19 protein-coding genes are annotated in these 19321 nt (G+C 71.2%); 10 read left to right on the plus strand and 9 right to left on the minus strand.

Features of this window, described 5'->3' with window-relative positions:
- Positions 1–34: 34 nt before the first annotated feature.
- The gene (locus ACFF45_RS16445; RefSeq protein ID WP_381346785.1) at positions 35–1711 is read right to left on the minus strand and encodes a fumarate hydratase; all 1677 of its coding nucleotides are present in this window, start codon (positions 1709–1711) and stop codon (positions 35–37) included.
- Between the two features lie 146 nt (positions 1712–1857).
- Between ACFF45_RS16445 and ACFF45_RS16450 the strand changes: the two genes are divergently transcribed.
- Both ACFF45_RS16450 and ACFF45_RS16455 read left to right on the plus strand, forming a co-directional pair.
- Positions 1858–2541 carry a DUF1707 SHOCT-like domain-containing protein gene (locus ACFF45_RS16450; protein WP_381346786.1) on the plus strand — a complete coding sequence of 228 codons (684 nt, stop codon included), beginning with the start codon at positions 1858–1860 and terminating at the stop codon, positions 2539–2541.
- 174 nt (positions 2542–2715) lie between these two features.
- The gene (locus ACFF45_RS16455) at positions 2716–3093 is read left to right on the plus strand and encodes a WhiB family transcriptional regulator (protein WP_381346787.1); all 378 of its coding nucleotides are present in this window, start codon (positions 2716–2718) and stop codon (positions 3091–3093) included.
- 89 nt (positions 3094–3182) lie between these two features.
- Here ACFF45_RS16455 and glpX read toward each other — a convergent pair whose 3' ends face one another.
- Positions 3183–4214, minus strand: coding sequence for a class II fructose-bisphosphatase (gene glpX / locus ACFF45_RS16460; RefSeq protein WP_381346788.1), 1032 nt, complete (start codon positions 4212–4214; stop codon positions 3183–3185).
- Positions 4215–4340: 126 nt separating this feature from the next.
- Between glpX and ACFF45_RS16465 the strand changes: the two genes are divergently transcribed.
- Positions 4341–4877 carry a DUF4245 domain-containing protein gene (locus ACFF45_RS16465; protein WP_381346789.1) on the plus strand — a complete coding sequence of 179 codons (537 nt, stop codon included), beginning with the start codon at positions 4341–4343 and terminating at the stop codon, positions 4875–4877.
- 72 nt (positions 4878–4949) lie between these two features.
- Here ACFF45_RS16465 and ACFF45_RS16470 read toward each other — a convergent pair whose 3' ends face one another.
- The 3 genes from ACFF45_RS16470 to xseA all read right to left on the minus strand — a co-directional run bounded on the left by ACFF45_RS16470 (position 4950) and on the right by xseA (position 7218).
- Positions 4950–5540, minus strand: a complete 591-nt coding sequence (locus ACFF45_RS16470; protein ID WP_381346790.1) for a malonic semialdehyde reductase — start codon at positions 5538–5540, stop codon at positions 4950–4952.
- A gap of 186 nt (positions 5541–5726) precedes the next feature.
- Positions 5727–5990 carry an exodeoxyribonuclease VII small subunit gene (locus ACFF45_RS16475; protein ID WP_381346791.1) on the minus strand — a complete coding sequence of 88 codons (264 nt, stop codon included), beginning with the start codon at positions 5988–5990 and terminating at the stop codon, positions 5727–5729.
- A 4-nt stretch (positions 5991–5994) separates the two neighbouring features.
- Entirely contained in the window at positions 5995–7218 is a 1224-nt protein-coding gene (xseA, locus tag ACFF45_RS16480) for an exodeoxyribonuclease VII large subunit (protein ID WP_381346792.1), read from the minus strand.
- A 390-nt stretch (positions 7219–7608) separates the two neighbouring features.
- Here xseA and ACFF45_RS16485 point away from each other — a divergent pair, with 390 nt between their 5' ends.
- Positions 7609–8628 (plus strand): 4-hydroxy-3-methylbut-2-enyl diphosphate reductase, encoded by a 1020-nt coding sequence (locus ACFF45_RS16485; protein WP_381346793.1) that lies wholly within the window; start codon positions 7609–7611, stop codon positions 8626–8628.
- Positions 8629–8777: 149 nt separating this feature from the next.
- Positions 8778–9524 (plus strand): polyphosphate--glucose phosphotransferase, encoded by a 747-nt coding sequence (gene ppgK / locus ACFF45_RS16490; RefSeq protein WP_381346794.1) that lies wholly within the window; start codon positions 8778–8780, stop codon positions 9522–9524.
- Positions 9525–9544: 20 nt separating this feature from the next.
- On the opposite strand, the gene ACFF45_RS16495 is transcribed toward ppgK, so the two are convergent.
- On the minus strand, positions 9545–9937 hold the full coding sequence (locus ACFF45_RS16495; RefSeq protein ID WP_381346795.1) for a DUF6542 domain-containing protein: 393 nt from the start codon (positions 9935–9937) through the stop codon (positions 9545–9547).
- Positions 9938–10331: 394 nt separating this feature from the next.
- Here ACFF45_RS16495 and ychF point away from each other — a divergent pair, with 394 nt between their 5' ends.
- On the plus strand, positions 10332–11420 hold the full coding sequence (gene ychF / locus ACFF45_RS16500; RefSeq protein WP_381346796.1) for a redox-regulated ATPase YchF: 1089 nt from the start codon (positions 10332–10334) through the stop codon (positions 11418–11420).
- Positions 11421–11528: 108 nt separating this feature from the next.
- On the opposite strand, the gene ACFF45_RS16505 is transcribed toward ychF, so the two are convergent.
- Both ACFF45_RS16505 and ACFF45_RS16510 read right to left on the minus strand, forming a co-directional pair.
- The gene (locus ACFF45_RS16505) at positions 11529–12647 is read right to left on the minus strand and encodes a tyrosine-type recombinase/integrase (protein ID WP_381346797.1); all 1119 of its coding nucleotides are present in this window, start codon (positions 12645–12647) and stop codon (positions 11529–11531) included.
- Between the two features lie 24 nt (positions 12648–12671).
- Positions 12672–13172 carry a helix-turn-helix domain-containing protein gene (locus ACFF45_RS16510; protein WP_381346798.1) on the minus strand — a complete coding sequence of 167 codons (501 nt, stop codon included), beginning with the start codon at positions 13170–13172 and terminating at the stop codon, positions 12672–12674.
- A 121-nt stretch (positions 13173–13293) separates the two neighbouring features.
- On the opposite strand from ACFF45_RS16510, the gene ACFF45_RS16515 reads away from it, so the two are divergent.
- The 4 genes from ACFF45_RS16515 to ACFF45_RS16530 all read left to right on the plus strand — a co-directional run bounded on the left by ACFF45_RS16515 (position 13294) and on the right by ACFF45_RS16530 (position 17821).
- Complete coding sequence (locus ACFF45_RS16515) at positions 13294–13488, plus strand: helix-turn-helix transcriptional regulator (protein WP_381346799.1); 195 nt, start codon at positions 13294–13296, stop codon at positions 13486–13488.
- A 499-nt stretch (positions 13489–13987) separates the two neighbouring features.
- Positions 13988–15241: a DUF3631 domain-containing protein gene (locus ACFF45_RS16520; protein ID WP_381346800.1), complete on the plus strand. Its 1254-nt coding sequence runs from the start codon at positions 13988–13990 to the stop codon at positions 15239–15241.
- A 317-nt stretch (positions 15242–15558) separates the two neighbouring features.
- Positions 15559–16134 (plus strand): MobC domain-containing protein, encoded by a 576-nt coding sequence (locus tag ACFF45_RS16525; protein WP_381346838.1) that lies wholly within the window; start codon positions 15559–15561, stop codon positions 16132–16134.
- The gene (locus ACFF45_RS16530; protein ID WP_381346801.1) at positions 16124–17821 is read left to right on the plus strand and encodes a relaxase/mobilization nuclease domain-containing protein; all 1698 of its coding nucleotides are present in this window, start codon (positions 16124–16126) and stop codon (positions 17819–17821) included. Before ACFF45_RS16525 ends, ACFF45_RS16530 begins: the two co-directional genes overlap by 11 nt.
- 173 nt (positions 17822–17994) lie before the next feature.
- Here the strand turns inward: ACFF45_RS16530 and ACFF45_RS16535 are convergent, their stop codons facing one another.
- Positions 17995–19293 (minus strand): hypothetical protein, encoded by a 1299-nt coding sequence (locus tag ACFF45_RS16535; protein WP_381346802.1) that lies wholly within the window; start codon positions 19291–19293, stop codon positions 17995–17997.
- Positions 19294–19321 lie beyond the last annotated feature (28 nt).

Genomic DNA, 19321 nt, shown 5'->3' on the forward strand with positions numbered 1-19321 from the left:
CGGGGGCGGGAGGGCCCCCGCCGCCCCGCCGGACCTACGCCAGCCCCGGTCCCCGCACCGGAATGTGCGTGAACGTCGGCTCCGGAGCCGGGTCTTGGAAGAAGTCGTTGCCCTTGTCGTCCACCACGATGAACGCCGGGAAGTCCTCCACCTCGATCTTCCAGACGGCCTCCATGCCGAGCTCCTCGTACTCGACGACCTCGACCTTCTTGATGCAGTCCTGGGCGAGGCGGGCGGCGGGGCCGCCGATGGAGCCCAGGTAGAAGCCGCCGTACGTGCCGCAGGCCTCGGTGACCTGCTTGCTCCGGTTGCCCTTGGCCAGCATCACCTTCGAGCCGCCCGCCGCCTGGAACTGCTCGACGTAGGAGTCCATCCGGCCGGCCGTGGTGGGGCCGAAGGAGCCGGAGGCGTAGCCCTCGGGGGTCTTCGCCGGACCGGCGTAGTACACCGGGTGGTCCTTGAGGTACTGCGGCATCTCCTCGCCCGCGTCCAGCCGCTCCTTGATCTTGGCGTGCGCGATGTCGCGGGCCACGACCAGCGGGCCGGAGAGCGACAGGCGGGTCTTGACCGGGTACTTGGTCAGCTCGGCGAGGATGCCGTCCATCGGCTGGTTCAGGTCTATCCGCACGACGTCGCCGCTGTCGTCGAGGTGCTCGTCGGTCGTCTCCGGCAGGAAGCGCGCCGGGTCGGTCTCCAGCTGCTCCAGGAAGACCCCCTCGGCGGTGATCTTGGCGACCGCCTGGCGGTCCGCCGAGCAGGACACGGCGATGGCGACCGGGCAGGACGCGCCGTGCCGGGGGAGGCGGACCACCCGGACGTCGTGGCAGAAGTACTTGCCGCCGAACTGGGCGCCGATGCCGATCCTCTGCGTCAGCTCGAAGACCTTCGCCTCCAGCTCCTTGTCCCGGAAGCCGTGCCCGAGCGGGGAACCCTCGGCGGGGATCTCGTCCAGGTAGTGCGCGGAGGCGTACTTCGCGGTCTTCAGCGCGTACTCGGCGCTCGTCCCGCCGACCACGATGGCCAGGTGGTACGGCGGGCAGGCGGCCGTGCCGAGGGAGCGGATCTTCTCCTCCAGGAACTTCATCATGGAGGCCTCGTTCAGGACGGCCTTCGTCTCCTGGTAGAGGAACGACTTGTTGGCCGAGCCGCCGCCCTTCGCCATGAAGAGGAACTTGTAGGCGCCGCCGTCCGTCGCGTACAGCTCGATCTGCGCGGGGAGGTTGGAGCCGGTGTTCTTCTCCTCCCACATGGTCAGCGGGGCCATCTGGGAGTAGCGCAGGTTCAGCCTGGTGTACGCGTCGTAGATGCCCTCGGACAGCGCCTTCTCGTCCTCGCCCGCGGTGAGGACGTGCTGGCCGCGCTTGCCCATGACGATCGCCGTGCCGGTGTCCTGGCACATGGGCAGCACGCCCGCCGCCGCGATGTTCGCGTTCTTCAGCAGGTCGAGCGCGACGAACTTGTCGTTGGCGGACGCCTCCGGGTCGTCGATGATCCGGCGCAGCTGGGCCAGGTGGGCCGGGCGCAGGTAGTGCTGGATGTCGTGGACGGCCTCCTCGGCGAGCCTGCGCAGCGCCTCCGGCTCGACCTTGAGGAACGTCCGCCCGTCGGCCTCGAAGGTGGAGACACCCTCGGAGGTCACCAGCCGGTACGGGGTGGTGTCCTCTCCCATGGGGAGCAGATCGGTGTACGCGAACTCAGGCATCTCGCCCATTCCTCACTCACGGCGGACAGCGGCTGGCCTCCATTGGCAGCGTCCACCAGCGTAGGACGTGCCACCGGCGGGAACTCTGTGAGGTAGGGCTCAGTTCGCGGCTCCCGGCGGTGTCGCGATCTATCGTGTGTGGGTACGCTGCTGCCGTGGACCTTCAGAAGCAGACCGCGCCCGTCTCCGAGCTCCGCGCCTCCGACGCCGACCGCGACCGCGTCGCGGACATCCTCCGCGACGCCCTGGCCGAGGGCCGCCTCACCGCCGAGGAGCACGCCGAGCGGATCGAGGGCGTCTACCGCGCCAGGACGGTCGGCGAACTCGAGCCGTACGTACGGGACCTGCCGGGCGGGCGGCGGGCCCGCGCGACCCCGGCGTACACCGCGGCGCCCCGCCGGCCGACGGCGGGCGCGATACCGGCGGACCCGGACGAGAACGTGGTCGCGGTGTTCAGCGCCTCGGTGCGCAAGGGGCGCTGGCGCGCGGGCCGCCGGATCCACGCCTACTCAATCTTCGGCAGTGTCGAACTCGACCTCAGCGAGGCGATCTTCGAGTACCAGCAGGTCGTGATCAAGGCCTGGTCGGTCTTCGGGAGCGTCGAGGTCCGGGTGCCGGAGAACGTCTCGCTGCGCGGCTCCGGCGGTGGCGTCCTCGGCAGCTTCGAGGTGGACACGCTGGACGCGGCCGACCCCGACGCGCCCGTCGTCTTCGTGGACGGCTGGGCCGTGCTCGGCAGCATCGAGGCCCGGCCGAAGCGCGGCAGGCTCGTGGCGGACATCCTCGACCGCGTGCAGCGCAAGGCCGACGGCGGTTTGCGCAAGCACCTGGACCGTTGACGGTCGTGAAGCCGGCCTGACCGGACGCGGTGCGGCCGCCGTCCGCCGCGTCCCGGGCGGCGCGTCCGCCCCGCCGGAACCCGGCGGCCGGGGACTCCCTGCATAGGCGCGCGCACAGCGGGTAGACCTTGCTGCATCGTCTCTCGCTCGCGAAGCCGTCGTCAGGAGTAGACCGTGCTGCAACCGCCGCATTCGTCCCTGCAGGTAGCTGGCGTTCCGGCCCAGCGGGTGCCAGAGCGAGACAGGGACCAGGACACCCCCTGGCACACGGAGGCCGTGTGCCGGCGCGACGAGGCCGGCCTGTTCTTCGCGCCGTCCAAGGAGCCCACCGCCGCCCGCCTCTCGCGCGAGGAGGCGGCCAAGCGGGTCTGCGCCCGCTGCCCGGTCATGGTCGAGTGCCGCGAGCACGCCCTCCTGCAACCCGAGCCGTACGGCGTCTGGGGCGGTCTGACCGCCGCCGAGCGCCGCGTGGTCCTGGCCCGGCGCCGCCGCCGGGAGCTGGAGCTGAAGAAGTCGGCCCGGGCGAACAGCCGGATAGCGGCAGCCGGCTGACCGCGGGCCCGCACGGGCGAAGGCGCCCCCTCCGCACCGGGGGCGCCTTCGTGGTGCCGGTGGCCGGCGTGCCGGCCCTCCGGGTGGTCCTACTTGGCCCGGTCGAAGTCGATCGCGCTGTAGGCGCGCAGCTTGCTCAGCCGGTGCTCGGAGTCGATCCGCCGCACCGTGCCCGACTTGGACCGCATCACGATCGAGTCCGTGAGGGCGGTCTCGGACCGGTAGCGGACCCCGCGCAGCAGCTCCCCGTCGGTGATGCCGGTGGCCACGAAGAAGACGTTCTCCCCGGTCACCAGGTCCTCGGTGGTCAGCACCCGGTCCAGGTCGTGCCCGGCGTCGAGCGCCCGCTGCCGCTCCTCGTCGTCCTTGGGCCACAGCTTGCCCTGGATGGTCCCGCCGAGGCACTTGACGGCACAGGCGGAGATGATCCCCTCCGGCGTCCCGCCGATGCCCAGCAGCAGGTCCACGCCGGTGCCCTCGCGCAGCGCCAGGATCGACCCGGCGACGTCCCCGTCGGAGATCAGCTTGATGCGCGCGCCGGTCTCCCGGACCTCCTCGATCAGCCGCTGGTGGCGGGGCCGGTCGAGGATGACGACGGTGACGTCCTCCGGGGTGGCGCGCTTGGCCTTCGCGACCCGGCGGATGTTCACCGACACCGGCGCGTCGATGTCGACGAAGTCCGCCGCCTCGGGACCGGTGACCAGCTTGTCCATGTAGAACACGGCCGACGGGTCGAACATCGAGCCCCGCTCCGCCGCGGCCAGCACCGCGATCGCGTTCGGCATGCCCTTGGCGGTGAGGGTGGTGCCGTCGATCGGGTCGACGGCGATGTCGCACTCGGGCCCGGTCCCGTCGCCGACCCGCTCCCCGTTGAAGAGCATCGGCGCCTCGTCCTTCTCGCCCTCCCCGATGACGACGACGCCGTTCATGGAGACGGTGGAGACGAGGGTGCGCATGGCGCGTACCGCGGCACCGTCGGCGCCGTTCTTGTCACCGCGCCCCACCCAGCGGCCCGCGGCCATGGCCGCGGCCTCGGTCACCCGGACCAGCTCCAGGGCCAGGTTGCGGTCGGGGGCCTCGGAAGGGACATCGAGTTCGGACGGCAAGTGATGCTCGGTCATCGGAGCGCACCTTTCTGATACGACGACGGCCGGATGAGGGTTCGGGCACGACTCTATCGCCAGAGCGACAGAATGAGCAGCACCCCCCACGGATGAGCGGCCGGGGCACCTGCGACGATAGAGGGCGTGGCAGGTACGAAAGGCAAGCAGCAGACGGTCCGGGACATGGTTCTCTCCCTGGGCCTGATCGTGCTGGCGGGAATGGTCATGTACCTCTTCGTCCCGCACGACGACGACCAGGAACCCGACATCCAGCGGGTCGACTACCGCATCGAGGTGATCACGGCCCGCCGTGCCGCCGCCTACCCGGTGGCGGCACCACAGGGTCTGCCGCAGACCTGGAAGGCGACGTCGGTCCGCTTCGACGGCCAGGAGCACGACACCTGGCACCTGGGTTTCCACGCTCCCGACGGCGAGTACGTCACCGTGAAGCAGTCCACGGGCAAGCGGATCCCGTTCATCGAGGAGGCCACCCAGGGGGCGCAGGAGACGGAGGTCACCGAGGAGATCGGCGGCCGCACCTGGGTCCGCTACACCGGCGGCCGGTACGACGCGCTGGTCCTGGCGGCGGACGACGACACCAGGGGCACGACCACGGTGGTGGCCGGCACCGGCTCGTTCGACCAGCTGGCGACGATGGTGAAGGCGCTCAGGACGTCGTGACACCGCAGTCGTGGCGACACGGGAGAGGCCCCCGGCGGCAGCCGGGGGCCTCTCCCGTCGTGCGGGGGCCGGTCACACGGTGGTGACGACGTCCTCGTACGCCAGGCGCGGCAGGCGCGGGAACCACGCGTCCGGGCCCGGGTGGCCGATGTTCACGACCATCAGCGGGGTGTGGTCGTCGTCCAGGAACTCCTTGCGGACACCCTCGAAGTCCATGCCGGTCATCGGGCCGGCGGCCAGCCCGGCGGCCCGGACGCCGACGATGAAGTACGCGGCCTGGAGGGAGGCGTTGAGCGCGGCGGCGCTCTCACGCGCCGAGCGCTCGCTGAAGAAGGCGTCCTTGGCCTGCGGGTAGTGCGGGAGCAGCGCCGGCAGCTCCTCGTGGAACTCGTTGTCCGCGGAGAGGATGGCCACCAGCGGGGCGGTCGCCGTCTTGGCCCGGTTGCCCTCGGCCAGGTGCTGGACCAGGCGCTCGCGGGCCTCGGGGGAGCGGACCAGGGTGATGCGCAGCGGGCACTGGTTGAAGGCGGTGGGGCCGTACTTGACCAGGTCGTAGATGGCCTGCACCTGCTCGTCGGTGACGGGCTCGTCGGTGAAGGTGTTGGCGGTGCGGGCCTCCCGGAACAGCAGGTCCTGGGCGGCGGGGTCAAGAACGAGAGACATGGTGAACCTTCTCGGGACGTGTGTCGGATCCGTGGACCGGATCGGCTGACGGACCGACGGTACGCGAGCGAAGTTTCAACGTTCAATTATAAACGCTGTGGGGTGATCGGCTTCACAGCAAGAAGCGCTCCGCGCGACCGGGGGCGCACCCCGCCCGCGGACGCGCCGCGGACCGGTCGGCGGCGCCTACCCGCCCGCGTCCCCGTCGGCCGGCTCCCGGCCCGCCTCTTCCGCCGCCTCCTCGGCCAGCGCCGCGTCCAGCCGGGCCCGCGCGCCCTCCAGCCACCGCCGGCACACCTTCGCCAGCTCCTCGCCGCGCTCCCACAGCGCGAGGGACTCCTCCAGCGTCGTCCCGCCCGCCTCCAGCCGCCGTACGACCTCGATCAGCTCGTCGCGCGCCTGCTCGTAGCCCAGTGCCTCGTCCACCCTGCCGTCCACCCTGCTGCTCATCCGTTCACCCTAGGTCCTGTCCGGTGCCGGCCCGGACGGGGAGCTCCCCCTCCGCCACCCGTGCCCGCAGCCGCTCTCCGGCGGTCACCTCGTCCGGGGCGCGGACCACGTGGCCGTCGGCCTTCTGCAGCACCGCGTACCCCCGCTTCAGGGTCGCCGCCGGCGACAGGGCCACCACGCGCGCGTGCGTGTGCGCCAGCTCCGACTCGGCCCGGTCCAGATGGTGCCCCAGGCACCGCCGCCCGCGCTCGGCCAGGGCCGCCACCTGCTCGGCCCGCTCCTCGATCATCCGGTGCGGGTCCTGTATCGAGGGCCGCGCCAGCGCGTGCGCCAGCCCGCGCTCCTCGCGCTCCACGAACGCCGCCACGCACCGCCGCGCCCGGTCCCGCAGCTGCCGCACCCGCTCGGCCTCCTCACCCACGTCCGGGACGACCTTCTTCGCCGCGTCGGTGGGCGTGGAGGCGCGCAGATCGGCGACGTGGTCCAGCAGCGGGTTGTCGGGCTCGTGCCCGATGGCCGACACCACCGGCGTCCGGCAGGCCGCGACGGCCCGCACGAGCTGCTCGTCGGAGAACGGCAACAGGTCCTCCACGCTGCCCCCGCCGCGCGCCACGACGATCACGTCGACCTCGTCGACCGCGTCGAGCTCCTTGACGGCCTGCACCACCTGCGGCACGGCGTGCACCCCCTGCACGGCGACGTTGCGCACCTCGAAGCGCACGGCCGGCCACCGGTGCCGGGCGTTCTCCAGCACGTCCCGCTCCGCCGCCGAGGCCCGCCCGCACACCAGCCCGATCAGCTGCGGCAGGAACGGCAGCGGCCGCTTCCGCTCCGGCGCGAACAGCCCCTCGCCCGCCAGCTTCCGCTTCAGCTGCTCCAGCCGCGCCAGCAGCTCCCCGACCCCCACCGGCTTGATCTCGGCGGCCCGCAGCGACAGCTGGCCCCGCGGCGCGTACCACTCCGGCTTCGCCAGGACGACGACCCGCGCGCCCTCGCTCACCACGTCGGCGACCGCGTCGAACACCTGCCGGTAGCAGGTGACGCTCACCGAGATGTCGTACGACGGGTCGCGCAGCGTCAGGAACACCACGCCCGCGCCCGGCCGCCGTGACAACTGCGTGATCTGCCCCTCCACCCAGACCGCCCCGAGCCGGTCGATCCACCGCCCGATGAGCCGCGACACCTCGCCGACGGGCAGGGGGGATTCCGGGGACGTGTTGACTGCCATGCCGCGAGCGTAGTGGGCGGCACCGACAACCCGGCCCGTCCTCAGGTGCCGGCCGGGGCCTTCCCGCGGTCCCGAGCCACCAGCACCACGGCACCCGCCGCCGGCCACACCGCCCCCGCCACCCGAGCGCTCCGCGACGCCTCCACGATCACCGTGACGGTGATCAGCGCGCGCCCGGCACCGGCACGTACACCACCAGGTCCCGCCGGCCCGGGGTGCGCCGCGGCCGGTGGCGGCGCCCTTCGCCGCGGGCGCCGCCGTGCCGGTCCCGGACATCAGCCGCCTCCGCGGTCGCGTACGGGGCGCCCCGCCCCACCCCTCCCGGCTCCGGGCCGGTCTCCCCGGGAACGCCACCAGAGCGCGATCTGCGACCCCGGACGCGGCCTTACGATGGGTGCCATGACTGCTTCGACTGGCCGCCGTGTCCTGCTCGCCGCCCCGCGGGGCTACTGCGCGGGTGTGGACCGCGCCGTGATCGCCGTCGAGAAGGCCCTGGAGCAGTACGGCGCTCCGGTGTACGTCCGGCACGAGATCGTCCACAACAAGTACGTCGTGCAGACCCTGGAGAAAAAGGGCGCCGTCTTCGTCGAGCGGACCGAGGAGGTCCCCCCGGGGAACATCGTCATGTTCTCCGCGCACGGGGTCGCCCCGGTCGTCCACGAGGAGGCGGCGCGGGGCCGGCTGGCCACCATCGACGCCACCTGCCCGCTGGTCACCAAGGTCCACAAGGAAGCGGTCCGGTTCGCGAACGAGGACTACGACATCCTCCTGATCGGGCACGAGGGCCACGAGGAGGTCATCGGCACCTCCGGCGAGGCGCCCGACCACATCCAGCTCGTCGACGGCCCCGGCGACGTGGCGAAGGTCGAGGTCCGCGACCCGTCCAAGGTCGTCTGGCTCTCCCAGACCACGCTCTCCGTGGACGAGACCATGGAGACCGTCGACGCCCTCAAGGAGAAGTTCCCGCAGCTGATCTCGCCGCCCAGCGACGACATCTGCTACGCCACCCAGAACCGCCAGCTCGCGGTCAAACAGATGGGCGCCGAGGCCGACCTCGTCATCGTCGTCGGCTCCCGCAACTCCTCCAACTCCAAGCGGCTCGTCGAGGTCGCCAAGCTGGCCGGCGCCCGCGCGTCCTACCTGGTCGACTTCGCCGACGAGATCGACGAGGCCTGGCTGGAGGGCGTCACCACGGTCGGCGTCACCTCCGGTGCCTCCGTCCCCGAGGTGCTGGTCGAGCAGGTGCTGGAGTGGCTGTCCCAGCGCGGTTTCGAGGACGTCGAGATCGTGAAGGCGGCCGAGGAGTCCATCACCTTCTCGCTGCCCAAGGAGCTCCGCCGCGACCTGCGCGAGGAGGCCGCGGCGCTGATCGAGCAGCGCACGGGCGGATCGGGCACCGCCGAGCGGTGAGCCGGGCGGCGGGCCGCCGGTGCGGTGCGGTGGGCCGTCGGCGGGATGCGGTGGGCTGTCGGTGCGGTGCGGTGGGCCGTCGGCGGGATGCGGCAGCCGGCGAGGACTCCGGCGTCGTGACTGTCAGTGGTCCGTCGTAACGTGGTGACATGCAGATCTTCGGCGTGGACATCGGTGGATCCGGGATCAAGGGCGCCCCTGTGGACCTCGACAGGGGCGACCTCACGGACGAGCGTTACAAGGTGCTGACCCCCCACCCGGCCACGCCGGACTCGGTGGCCGACGGCGTGAAGGAGGTCGTCGACCACTTCGGCTGGACGGGACCGGTCGGCGTGACCTTCCCCGGCGTGGTCACGGACGGCGCCATGATCCGCACGGCGGCCAACGTCGACAAGGGCTGGATCGACACCGACGCGCGCGTGCTGCTGGGCGGCCGCCTGGGCGGCGCCCCGGTGACCGTGGTCAACGACGCGGACGCGGCGGGCGTCGCGGAGATGGCCTTCGGCGCCGGCCGCGACCGCACGGGCACGGTCATCATGCTGACCTTCGGCACCGGCATCGGCAGCGCCGTCTTCACCGACGGCGTCCTGGTGCCCAACACCGAGCTGGGCCACCTGGAGCTGCACGGGCACGACGCGGAGAAGCGGGCCTCCAGCAAGGCCAAGGAGGACCACGACCTGTCGTGGGAGCACTGGGCGCACCGGGTCCAGCAGTACCTCGCGCACGTCGAGATGCTCTTCTCGCCCGAGCTCTTCATCGTCGGCGGCGGCGTCAGCCGCAAGGCCCACAAGTTCCTGCACCTCATCGAGGGCGTCAATGCGCAGATCGTCCCGGCGCAGCTGCAGAACAACGCGGGCATCGTGGGCGCGGCGATGAGAGCCGCGCACGGCGCGTAGGGCCGGCCCCGTGGCGGTGTTCACGCGGGTGGGCGGTTGCGCGCCACCCGCCGCCGCATCCGGCGGACCTTGCGCACGGTCACGATCGACCCGGCGACGAGCGTCCCCCCGTACAGCCACCCCGCCTGCGTGGCCAGCGCGGTGAACAGGGCCACCGCCCGCCCGCTCAGCCCGTCCCCGCTCGGGGCGACCGGCACCAGCCCCAGCGCGAAGGCGATCGGCACCACGACGGGCACGGTCACCAGGTCCGCCGCCCGCACCCACACCGCCGCCAGCACGCACACCGGCAGGAACAGCAGGCCGTACACGAGGAGCGACGACCCGAGCAGCAGCGCGTCGAGACAGCCCAGGACCAGCATCGCCGTGCCGCAGAACAGCCCGCAGCCGAGCCCGGTGAGCCGGGGGTTGGGCATCCCGCGGACCGCCCGGACGAGCGGCGGGGCCGGCCGGCGTACCGCTGACGGGGGCCGGGCGGCACCGGCGGGGCGGCGCACGGGCCGCGCCGGGGAGCCACCGCCACCGTCCCGCCGCGCCTGCGGGGGCAGCGGGGCCGGCGGCGAGGTCCCGCGTCGCGGTCCGTGCTGGGAAAATCGCGTCCTGCGTTGCTCCACCGGCCCAACTTAGGTCGGTTAATGTGCTGAATAGCCCGTCCGACACGCCGTTGGGCAGAGCTTGGCCAAGCGTTCGACAGGACGCCCGGCCGGAGTGCGCCACCGCGTAAACTGGTGGACCGGCCCCGCCGGTCCCCGGTTCCTGGCCCCCGGCCCACCGGCCTCCACGCCCCTCTCACGTACGGGAAGTCGCAACGTGTCGCTCACGATCGGAATCGTCGGTCTGCCGAATGTCGGCAAGTCGACCCTGTTCAACGCCCTGACCAAGAACGACGTGCTGGCGGCCAACTACCCGTTCGCCACGATCGAGCCGAACGTCGGCGTGGTCGGCGTCCCCGACCCGCGCCTGGCGAAGCTGGCCGAGATCTTCTCCTCCGAGCGGGTGCTGCCGGCCACGGTCGACTTCGTCGACATCGCGGGCATCGTGCGGGGCGCCTCCGAGGGCGAGGGCCTGGGCAACAAGTTCCTGGCGAACATCCGCGAGTCCGACGCGATCTGCCAGGTCATCCGCGCCTTCAAGGACGAGAACGTCGTCCACGTCGACGGCAAGGTCTCGCCCAAGGACGACATCGAGACGATCAACACCGAGCTGATCCTGGCCGACCTCCAGACCATCGAGAAGGTCCTGCCGCGCCTCCAGAAGGAGTCCCGGATCAAGAAGGACACGGCTCCCAAGGTCAAGGCGGTCGAGGAGGCCAAGGAGATCCTGGAGAAGGGCGACACCCTCTTCGCGCACGGCATCGTCCAGGGCAGCGAGCGCGCCGAGCTCCTGCACGACCTGCACCTGCTGACCACCAAGCCCTTCCTCTACGTCTTCAACGTCGACGAGGACGAGCTGACGGACGAGGCCTTCAAGGACGAGCAGCGCGCCCTGGTCGCCCCCGCCGAGGCGATCTTCCTCAACGCCAAGCTGGAGGCGGACCTCGCCGAGCTGGACGAGGAGGACGCCATGGAGCTGCTGGAGTCGGTCGGCGCCACCGAGCCCGGCCTCGCCACCCTCGCCCGCGTCGGCTTCGACACCCTCGGCCTGCAGACCTACCTCACGGCCGGCCCCAAGGAGTCCCGCGCCTGGACCATCAAGAAGGGCGCCACCGCCCCCGAGGCCGCCGGTGTCATCCACACCGATTTCCAGAAGGGCTTCATCAAGGCGGAGGTCATCTCCTTCGGCGACCTGGTCGAGACGGGTTCGGTGGCGGAGGCCCGCGCGAAGGGGAAGGCGCGGATGGAGGGCAAGGACTACGTCATGCAGGACGGGGATGTGGTGGAGTTCCGCTTCAACGTCTAATACGTCCGGCGAAAGACCGTCTGACCTGCGGCGGAGCGGGTTGGGCGGCCTTTGCGGTCCGCACAGAGTCCGCAGCGTGCTGGATGAGTCCGGCACGCGGGGGAGCGGTTACGCCGCTTCGTCTACCGTCGTCTCGTCGTCCGCGGGGCGGTTCGCGTACGCCTTGTCGACGGCCGCCCGGGTCCGCTCCTCGGAGTCGGGCCACAGGTGGGTGTAGATGTTCAGCGTCATGGCCGCATTAGTGTGGCCGAGGCGCTCGGAGACCGTCTTCACGGACTCGCCGTGCTTGATCAGCAGGCTGGCGTAGTGGTGCCGCAGGGCATGAGGTCCGGTGCCCTTCGCTATGCCGGCCTTCGCGCAGGCGGGCCTCCAGGACCCGTCCATGAAGTGCGTGTAGACCACGGGTCCGCCTTGCGGCGCCGTGAAGATCCAGCTCTCGGGCCCATCGGCGGGGAAGTCCCGCAGGTGGGTCTTCATCGCATCGACCGCCATGCGGGGGAGCGGGACCGCGCGGTGCGAGCGAGCGGTCTTGGGCGGGCAGACGTACACGCCGTGCTTGGCGGTCTGCTGGATCTGCTGCTCGACCGAGACGGTCGCGTGCAGCAGGTCCACGTGCCGGAGCTGGAGGCCGAACAGCTCGCCCGGGCGAAGCCCGGTGGCCGCGCCGAGCAGCACGAGGCCCTTGTAGCGCGCGGGTATCTCCTCAGCCAGAGTCCGTACCTGCTCGACGGCGAGCGGCACGATCTTCTTCCTGGGTACCGAGGGCAGCTTCGCCTCGGCGCACGGGTTGTGAGGGATCATCCGGTCACGGACGGCCGCCCGGAAGACGGCGTTGACCGTGTTGAAGACGGTCCGTGAGGTGCTGGCGGCCAGCCCGTGCGTGGTGGTCAGGCTGGTGACCCAACTCTGCACGTCGCCGGGCTTGATGGCGCCGAGTGCCCGCTTCTCCCAGGCCGGGTAGACATAGCACCGCAGGTGCTGGGCCACCGCCTTGGCCGTGGAAGGCCGGTGCGGCTGGATGGCCCGCCATTCCTCCGCGTACTCCTTGAAGGGCTTCTTCGCCGATCGCGGATCGACATACTGACCGGTGACCAGGCTGGCCGTGACCTCGTCGATCCATCGCTGGGCGTCGATCTTCCGCTCGAAGTGGCGCGCGTGCTCCTTGCCATCGAGGTCGCGATAGCGGGCCCGCCACTTGCCGTTGGGGCGCTTCTGAATGTTGGCCAAGTGGCCTCTCCTTCGTGTCGGTTGTCAGTGGTGGCCGCCGTCCTCGATGTCGCCGCTGAGGGTGCGAGCGTCCCGCTCGTCGCCCATGAGGCGGAGGCACTGCTCGTGGATCGCCCGCGAGCTGTCGGGATGGGCCTTGATGTGGTCGGCGATGGCGACCACGGCGTGGTGGAGACGATCGCGCGCGTCGCAGGCCTCGTAGAACGCCTCGACGGCTTCTTGGACGAGTCGCCGGCTGTCGATGTCGAGCCCCTCCAGGGGCGGGGACATCAGCTCTTCGAGGGGTAGCTCGAAGACGCGGGAGAAGGCGAGGGCCTCGTCGAGGTTGATGCGCCGGCGGGGGGTGCCGTTCTCGATGCGCCAGACCGCCGTCTGGTTCATCTTGATGCCGGCTCTGGTTACCCGCTCGGCCAGCTCGGTCGTGCTCCATCCTCTGACCTGGCGCTCCAGTGCCACGCGCGCGGCCACGTTCCCTTCGCTGTAGAGCAGCGGCACCTCGCCGCCCTCGGGCCTGTCGCCTGCCATCGAACCTCCATCATCCCCGGTGCTATCCAAATTGAAACATGAGCTTCCCGATTTGGGTAACCGCCGATCCCGGGATGCAACTCTATGCAGATCGAATCGTCATCTAGCCGAATGGGAATGCATGCGATACCTGACCACCTCCGAGGTCGCCAAGCGCTACCGCACAGCCGAAAGCACCGTCCGCTACTGGCGCCACATCCAGAAGGGGCCGCGCGGCATCAAGATCGGCAAGCGGGTGCTGTACCCCGAGGTCGAGCTGCTGCGCTACGAGCGCACGCTGATCGACGGCCAGGAGGAATGGGGCCTGGCCTCGTGAGCCACCGACAGGCCCAGACACAGCAACGGCCCCCGGCGCGCCAACGCCGAGGGCCGGAGATTCCCCTGCACGTCGCCCATCCCTGAACGAACGAACCGGTGAGGGGTGGGACCTTACCCGTCCCGTCCCTCACCTGAGAGGAACGTCTATGGAGGACTCTACGTCCCCCTCCACCTCGAACACATCCCACAAGGTCGTCTGGCCTGCCGCTGCGGTCCCCGGCCAGGGCATCCCATGGCGCAACGGGGAACGAAGCGGGGACCGAACGGAGTCACGGTCCCCTGCTTCGACGGGTGTTCCGGTCGGGGACCGAAACTCCCCCAGCGCGACACCTGCGCAGGTCAGCGCCTTGGGGACCGGTCCCGCCGGAGCGGAAGCCGGGGACCGGACAGTGACTCTCGGTCCGCCGGTCCCCGAACCCGGTCCCCAAATTCCGGGCGAGCACGGCGCACCCCGAGCCGATGGTGAGAGCCACGGTCCCCACGCATCTGCGGGGACCGTGGCCCCCGACGGCAGATCGGGGACCGGGGACCGCGCCGGTACGGGCGGCGAGACGGCCGACGAGGGAGCCGCGCTGCTGGACGACCTGCGCTCGGCGATCGGCCGGTACGTGGTGCTGCCGAGCGACGAGGCACTGACGGCAGTCACCCTCTGGGTGGCGGCCTCCCACATCCAGCCCGCCCTACAGCACGCGCCGCGCCTGGCGGTGGTGGGACCGACCAAGGGATGCGGAAAGTCCCGTGTCCTGGACGTGCTTCACGAGACCGTGTCCCGGCCGATGATGACGGTGAACACCTCGCCAGCGGTGGTCTTCCGGATCATCGGCGAGGACCCGCCCACGCTCCTGGTGGACGAGGCCGACACCATCTTCGGCCCCAAGGCCGGAGACAAGGAGGACCTCCGGGGCCTGCTGAACGCCGGACACCAGCGCAACCGCCCCGCCTGGCGAATCTCCGGCCCGGAACACAAGCCCACCGCGTTCCCCACCTTCGCCATGGCCGCGCTGGCAGGCATCGGCGACCTGCCGGACACGATCATGGACCGGGCGGTCGTGCTCCGCATGCAGAAGCGCAAGCCCGGCGAGAAGGTCGCTCCCTTCCGGTCCCGGCACTCCGTCCCGGAACTGAACGCGCTGCGCGACCGGCTGGCCGCATGGCTGAGCCCACTTCGCGGGGCAGCGCACCGACTGGTGCCGCCGATGCCGGTCGAAGACCGGGCTGCCGATACGTGGGAGCCCCTGGTGATCGTCGCCGACCTGGCCGACGGCCACTGGCCCTCGCGGGCCCGTGCCGCCTGCCTGGCGATGACCCGCAACGAGGTGGTCCAGGACGAGCAGACGACGCTGAAGACCCGGTTGCTCCGGGACGTCCGACGCGTCTTCGAGCAGCAGGGCGACACGGAGGCGTTGCGCAGCCACGACCTGCTCGCCGCGCTCATCCAGGACGCCGAGGCGCCGTGGGCCGAGTACGGGACGAAGGGCTTGAACGCTTACCACCTGGCCAATCTGCTGCGCGACTTCGGTATCAGCCCGGCCAACCACCGCTTCGAGAACGGCAGGCAGGCCAAGGCGTACGCCCGCAACCAGTTCCTCGACGCCTGGGCCCGCTACTGCCCCGACCCCGCCCCACCGGCACCCGCAGCAGCGGAGACCGTGCTCGTACGTCGAGTCCCGGGCAAGCCGCCCGCCCCTCCGTCCGGGACGCTGCCCATCGGCCCGCCCGGCGCGCCTGCCGGCCCCAGGCCCACGCGCTGACCCCAGCTCCGTATCAATCCGTCGCATCCGTCCCCGCGCAGGTCAGCGCGGGGACGGAGTTCCTCGCAGGTACGGATCACTCCGTACCTGCGACCGTCTCCGTACCTGTCCTGACCAGCTACGGGACGGATGCAACGGACGTGACGAAGCCCCCCCCGGCACACGACCACCGGAGCACCACCATGCCCGAAACGAGCGCCGACAACTCCCCCACCCGCCGTCGCAAGGGATTCTTCGGCCTGACCTTCCGATCAGCAGCAAGCTGGAGCGAACGAGCCTCTAACGAGGCTTCGTCCGCGCTTGCCCCCGCCCCAGGGGTGGCGGAGGAGGAGGCCGAGCGCCAGGGCGCGCCCGAGCCGGAGGAGGGCATAGCCGAGACCGGCTGCCCGCCCGCAGCCGACTCAGTCGTCCCTCGCACTCAGCCGCCGGCCGATGTCCCGCCGCCCGCCGAGCAGCCCTCCTGGCGGGATCTCGATGCCCCCGTCCTGCCCGCGCTGATGAACCGCAAGCGCACCGTGGAGAAGCGCGACCAGGAGAAGACCATCCGATTCACCCGGACCGCTGTAAGCGTGATCAGCGCCGCCGCTCACCAGCGCGGTCAGAGGTTCGCCGGATTCGTCGGGGACGCCGCCCTCGCTGTCGCCCTGGGCAAGGCAGGGCTGGTCGGCAGCCCGGACGACGATCCTCTCCGCCCGCTGATCGAGGCCGTCGAGGCACAGACGGTCGCGCTGAATCGCATCGGCGGCAACCTCAACCAGATCACCGCAGCCATTCACCGAGGAACGGTGCCCGAGCGTGCCGAGGCGGTGCTGGACCGCGTCGAGCAAGCGGCCGAAAGCAGCTACCGGCTGATCGACCAGCTGCTGGCGGAAGGCACCGCGCATGGTTCCTGACGTCTCCACCGGCTCCGACACCCGCGGACTGATCGTCTACCTCTTCGGCCCAGGCCGCCGCGACGAGCACACCGACCCGCACATCGTCGCCGCCTGGGACATGGCCGGCGCCCCCGACCCGGGCCGCGACCCGGCAGCCACCTACACCCACCTTGCCAAGCGCCTCGACCACCACGTCGACCTGCGCACCCGCGAGCTGGGCGGCAAGAAGCCACCTCAGCATGTCTGGCACTGCCCGGTCCGTACCGCGCCCGGCGACCGCTACCTCACCGACACCGAGTGGGCAGAGGTCGCCCGCCGCATCGTGCACGCCACAGGCATCGCCCCCGAAGGCGACGACAAGGCATGCCGATGGATCGCTGTGCGCCATGCCGACGACCACATCCACATCATGGCCACCACCGGCCGCGCCGACGGACGCCGCCCCCGCACCCACCACGACGGACAGCGCGCCCAAGCCGAGTGCCGCAAGATCGAAGCCGAGTTCGGCCTGCGCCGCCTCAAGTCCGGCGACCTCACCGCGCCCCGCACCCCCACCGGCGCCGAACGCGCCAAGGCGGAACGCCAGGGCCAGACCGTCACGGCACGGCAGTGGCTGCGCGAGCAGGCGTACGCGGTCGCCGCCGCCGTACAAACCGAAGCCGACTACTTCACCGTGCTGGACTCCCTGGGCATCAAGGTCAAGACGCGCCTCGGCCCCGAGACAGGCGATGTGATCGGCTACAGCCTTGCCGCACCTGGAGACACCAACGCGGCCGGCGAACCCGTCTGGTACGGAGGCTCCAAACTTGCCCCCGACCTCTCGATCAACCGTCTACGCGAACGCCTCCCCGACCAGAAGGTGGCCGACCACCCGCAGTACGTGGCGGACCCAGCCGACCCATGGCGCCACACCACCACCGCCATACACGCGGCACGCACCGTCCTTGGCTCCGGTGACGATGCCGCCGCCCAGGGCCACCTGGCCGCCTTCGGTGACGCCCTGTACAACATCGCCAGCGCCACGACCGGCCCACACCGGACGGAACTACGAGCGGCGGCGATGGCGTTCAACCGCGCCCGCCGCTCCGCCACCCGCGCCGACCACCAGGCCGCCACCGCCCTGCGCAAGGCCGCCAAGGAACTCGCCTACGCCTCCAGCGAGCCGGGCGGACTCGCCATCGCCCTGCTCTTCGCCACCGTGCACCTGGCCCGCGCCGCCGCCCACTGGCACGCCCAACGCGGCCACGAACAGCAAGCAGCCGCGGCCGAAGAAGCCCTCCGCCACCTACAGGCGGGCTACCAGCAGGCCGCCACACCCGTCCTGGCGGACTTGGCCCGCCGAGCACCGCGAGCCGCAACCGCCCGCCGCTTCGAACAGGATCTTCGTGCAGCTCTCCCCGACTACGCCGACCGGATCCTCGCCGACCCCACTTGGACCGCCCTGACCATAACCCTCGCCCAAGCCGAGACCGCCGGCCACAACCCCCGACGTCTCCTAGCCGAGGTGGGCACCCAGCGGGAACTCGACAGCGCGGAACGCCCCGCCGAGGTCCTCAACTGGCGCATCGCCGCTCAGCCGAACCGGCGGACGCAAGCGGCTCGCATGCGAAGCGCCACCAGCGGAACGTCGGCCATGTCCGCCACGTCACACCCTCCGGCCCCACCAGTGGCCACGAGGCCCGAAGAACGCAGTCGACACCGCTGACGCCACGGCCCGATGTCCGCGCCACACACCATGGCGGGGACATCCGGGCGATTCAACGGCCGGCTGCTTGCCAGCCACAAGCTGCTCACGTTGGTTCCCCACGCGCTCCGGTGGACAGGTGTGTCGCTCCGGTCGGCCTCGCACTCAGGTGAGGCCGACCGGCGAATCACGCTTCAGGAGCAGTTCCACTCCTCGCTGGGCAGCGCGTGCCACAGGTCGAGCCAGTCGTGGAGCAGGAAGAGGGGGCGGGTCAGGACGATGTCACCGGCCCGCTGGGAGCGGATCGCCAGGCCGAGGTCGGCGAAGACCGGATCGCCAGCGACGCTGTACGCCAGGCTGCCGGGCCGTGTTGGGCGGTGGACGAGCCAGTCCTCCACCTGGGAAGGTGCGCAGCCGGTCAGCGGGGCCGCGTCCAATCTCACCTGGGGGCCGGTGAGAGCGTCTGCGGCGACGCACCCCAGGCGGTTGTCATGGAAGAGGGCCCTGATCCCGCTCTCAGTGAAGTCGGCGTAGTTGAGCTGTTGGTCTTCGCCGTGGTGGGAGTAGGACGAGACAGCCGGTCCTTCGCCGAGGACGCGGGTGATCTCCTCCAAGGTCATCCCGAAGTGCAGGGGGCCTACTCCTACGTACGGCGTGAACGTCCACTCGGCACGCTCCTCCTCCCGGGCGATCCGCCACGGGCCGCAGTACCCCGCCTCGCTCCCCGGGGCGACCACGGGCGGCTCGGGTGCAGATTCTTGCGAGGCGGCCGATCTGGGCGTGGTCCGGTCCTCACGCCGACGGCCGAGTCGTTCCGGAGCCGCGGTGTCCTCGGGCTGCTCTTCCAGCCAGCGGATCGCCTGCTCCTGGTCCTGGCCGAACGGGTCTTCCGCCAACTCGCCTGCCCGGTCCAGGGCCGCGCGGCGCTCGTCCTCCGCAGTGACGAGGCCGGTGACATCCTTCCCCCAGGCAGCCAGCCGTTCCCGGGCGATCCACCGGTAGTACGAGTCCGCGCTCACGGCAAGGACCTCGCGAACGGCGGGCGCGTACCGGGGTACGGACGAGGCGAGGGCGGGGTCGGCCAGGAGCAGGGCGGTGGCCGCGAGCGCGGCCTCCCTCACCAGTGGTTCGTCGTCGTCGCAGAAATCCGCGATGTGGTCGTGGAGTATCGGCCTTGCCGCACGAGCGGTAGCCAGATCCTGCGTCGTGCCGACGCCGTCCTCGACGTCCAGGCGGGCGATGTCGGCGAACGAAGCCAGCCAGTTCAGCAGTTCGGCGCGAAGCGACCGCCGACCGGCCCTGCGCTCCCACCGGCCTTCGGCGAGGGTGCGCGGATCGTCGAGAAGACGGGCGAGGACCAAGGCCGCCGGAGCGGTCGCCGGAAACACCTGCTCCCGATTGAGGAGCAGCCGATACAGATCCCCCACCGCCCGCACCCGGCGGGCCGGGTCGGTGGCGAGCACAGCGCCGAGGATGTCCGGTGTGTCAGGCACACCGTGCTGGCCAGTACAGACGTGCGGC

Source organism: Streptomyces cinereospinus (assembly GCF_042430725.1).
Taxonomy (GTDB): domain Bacteria; phylum Actinomycetota; class Actinomycetes; order Streptomycetales; family Streptomycetaceae; genus Streptomyces; species Streptomyces cinereospinus.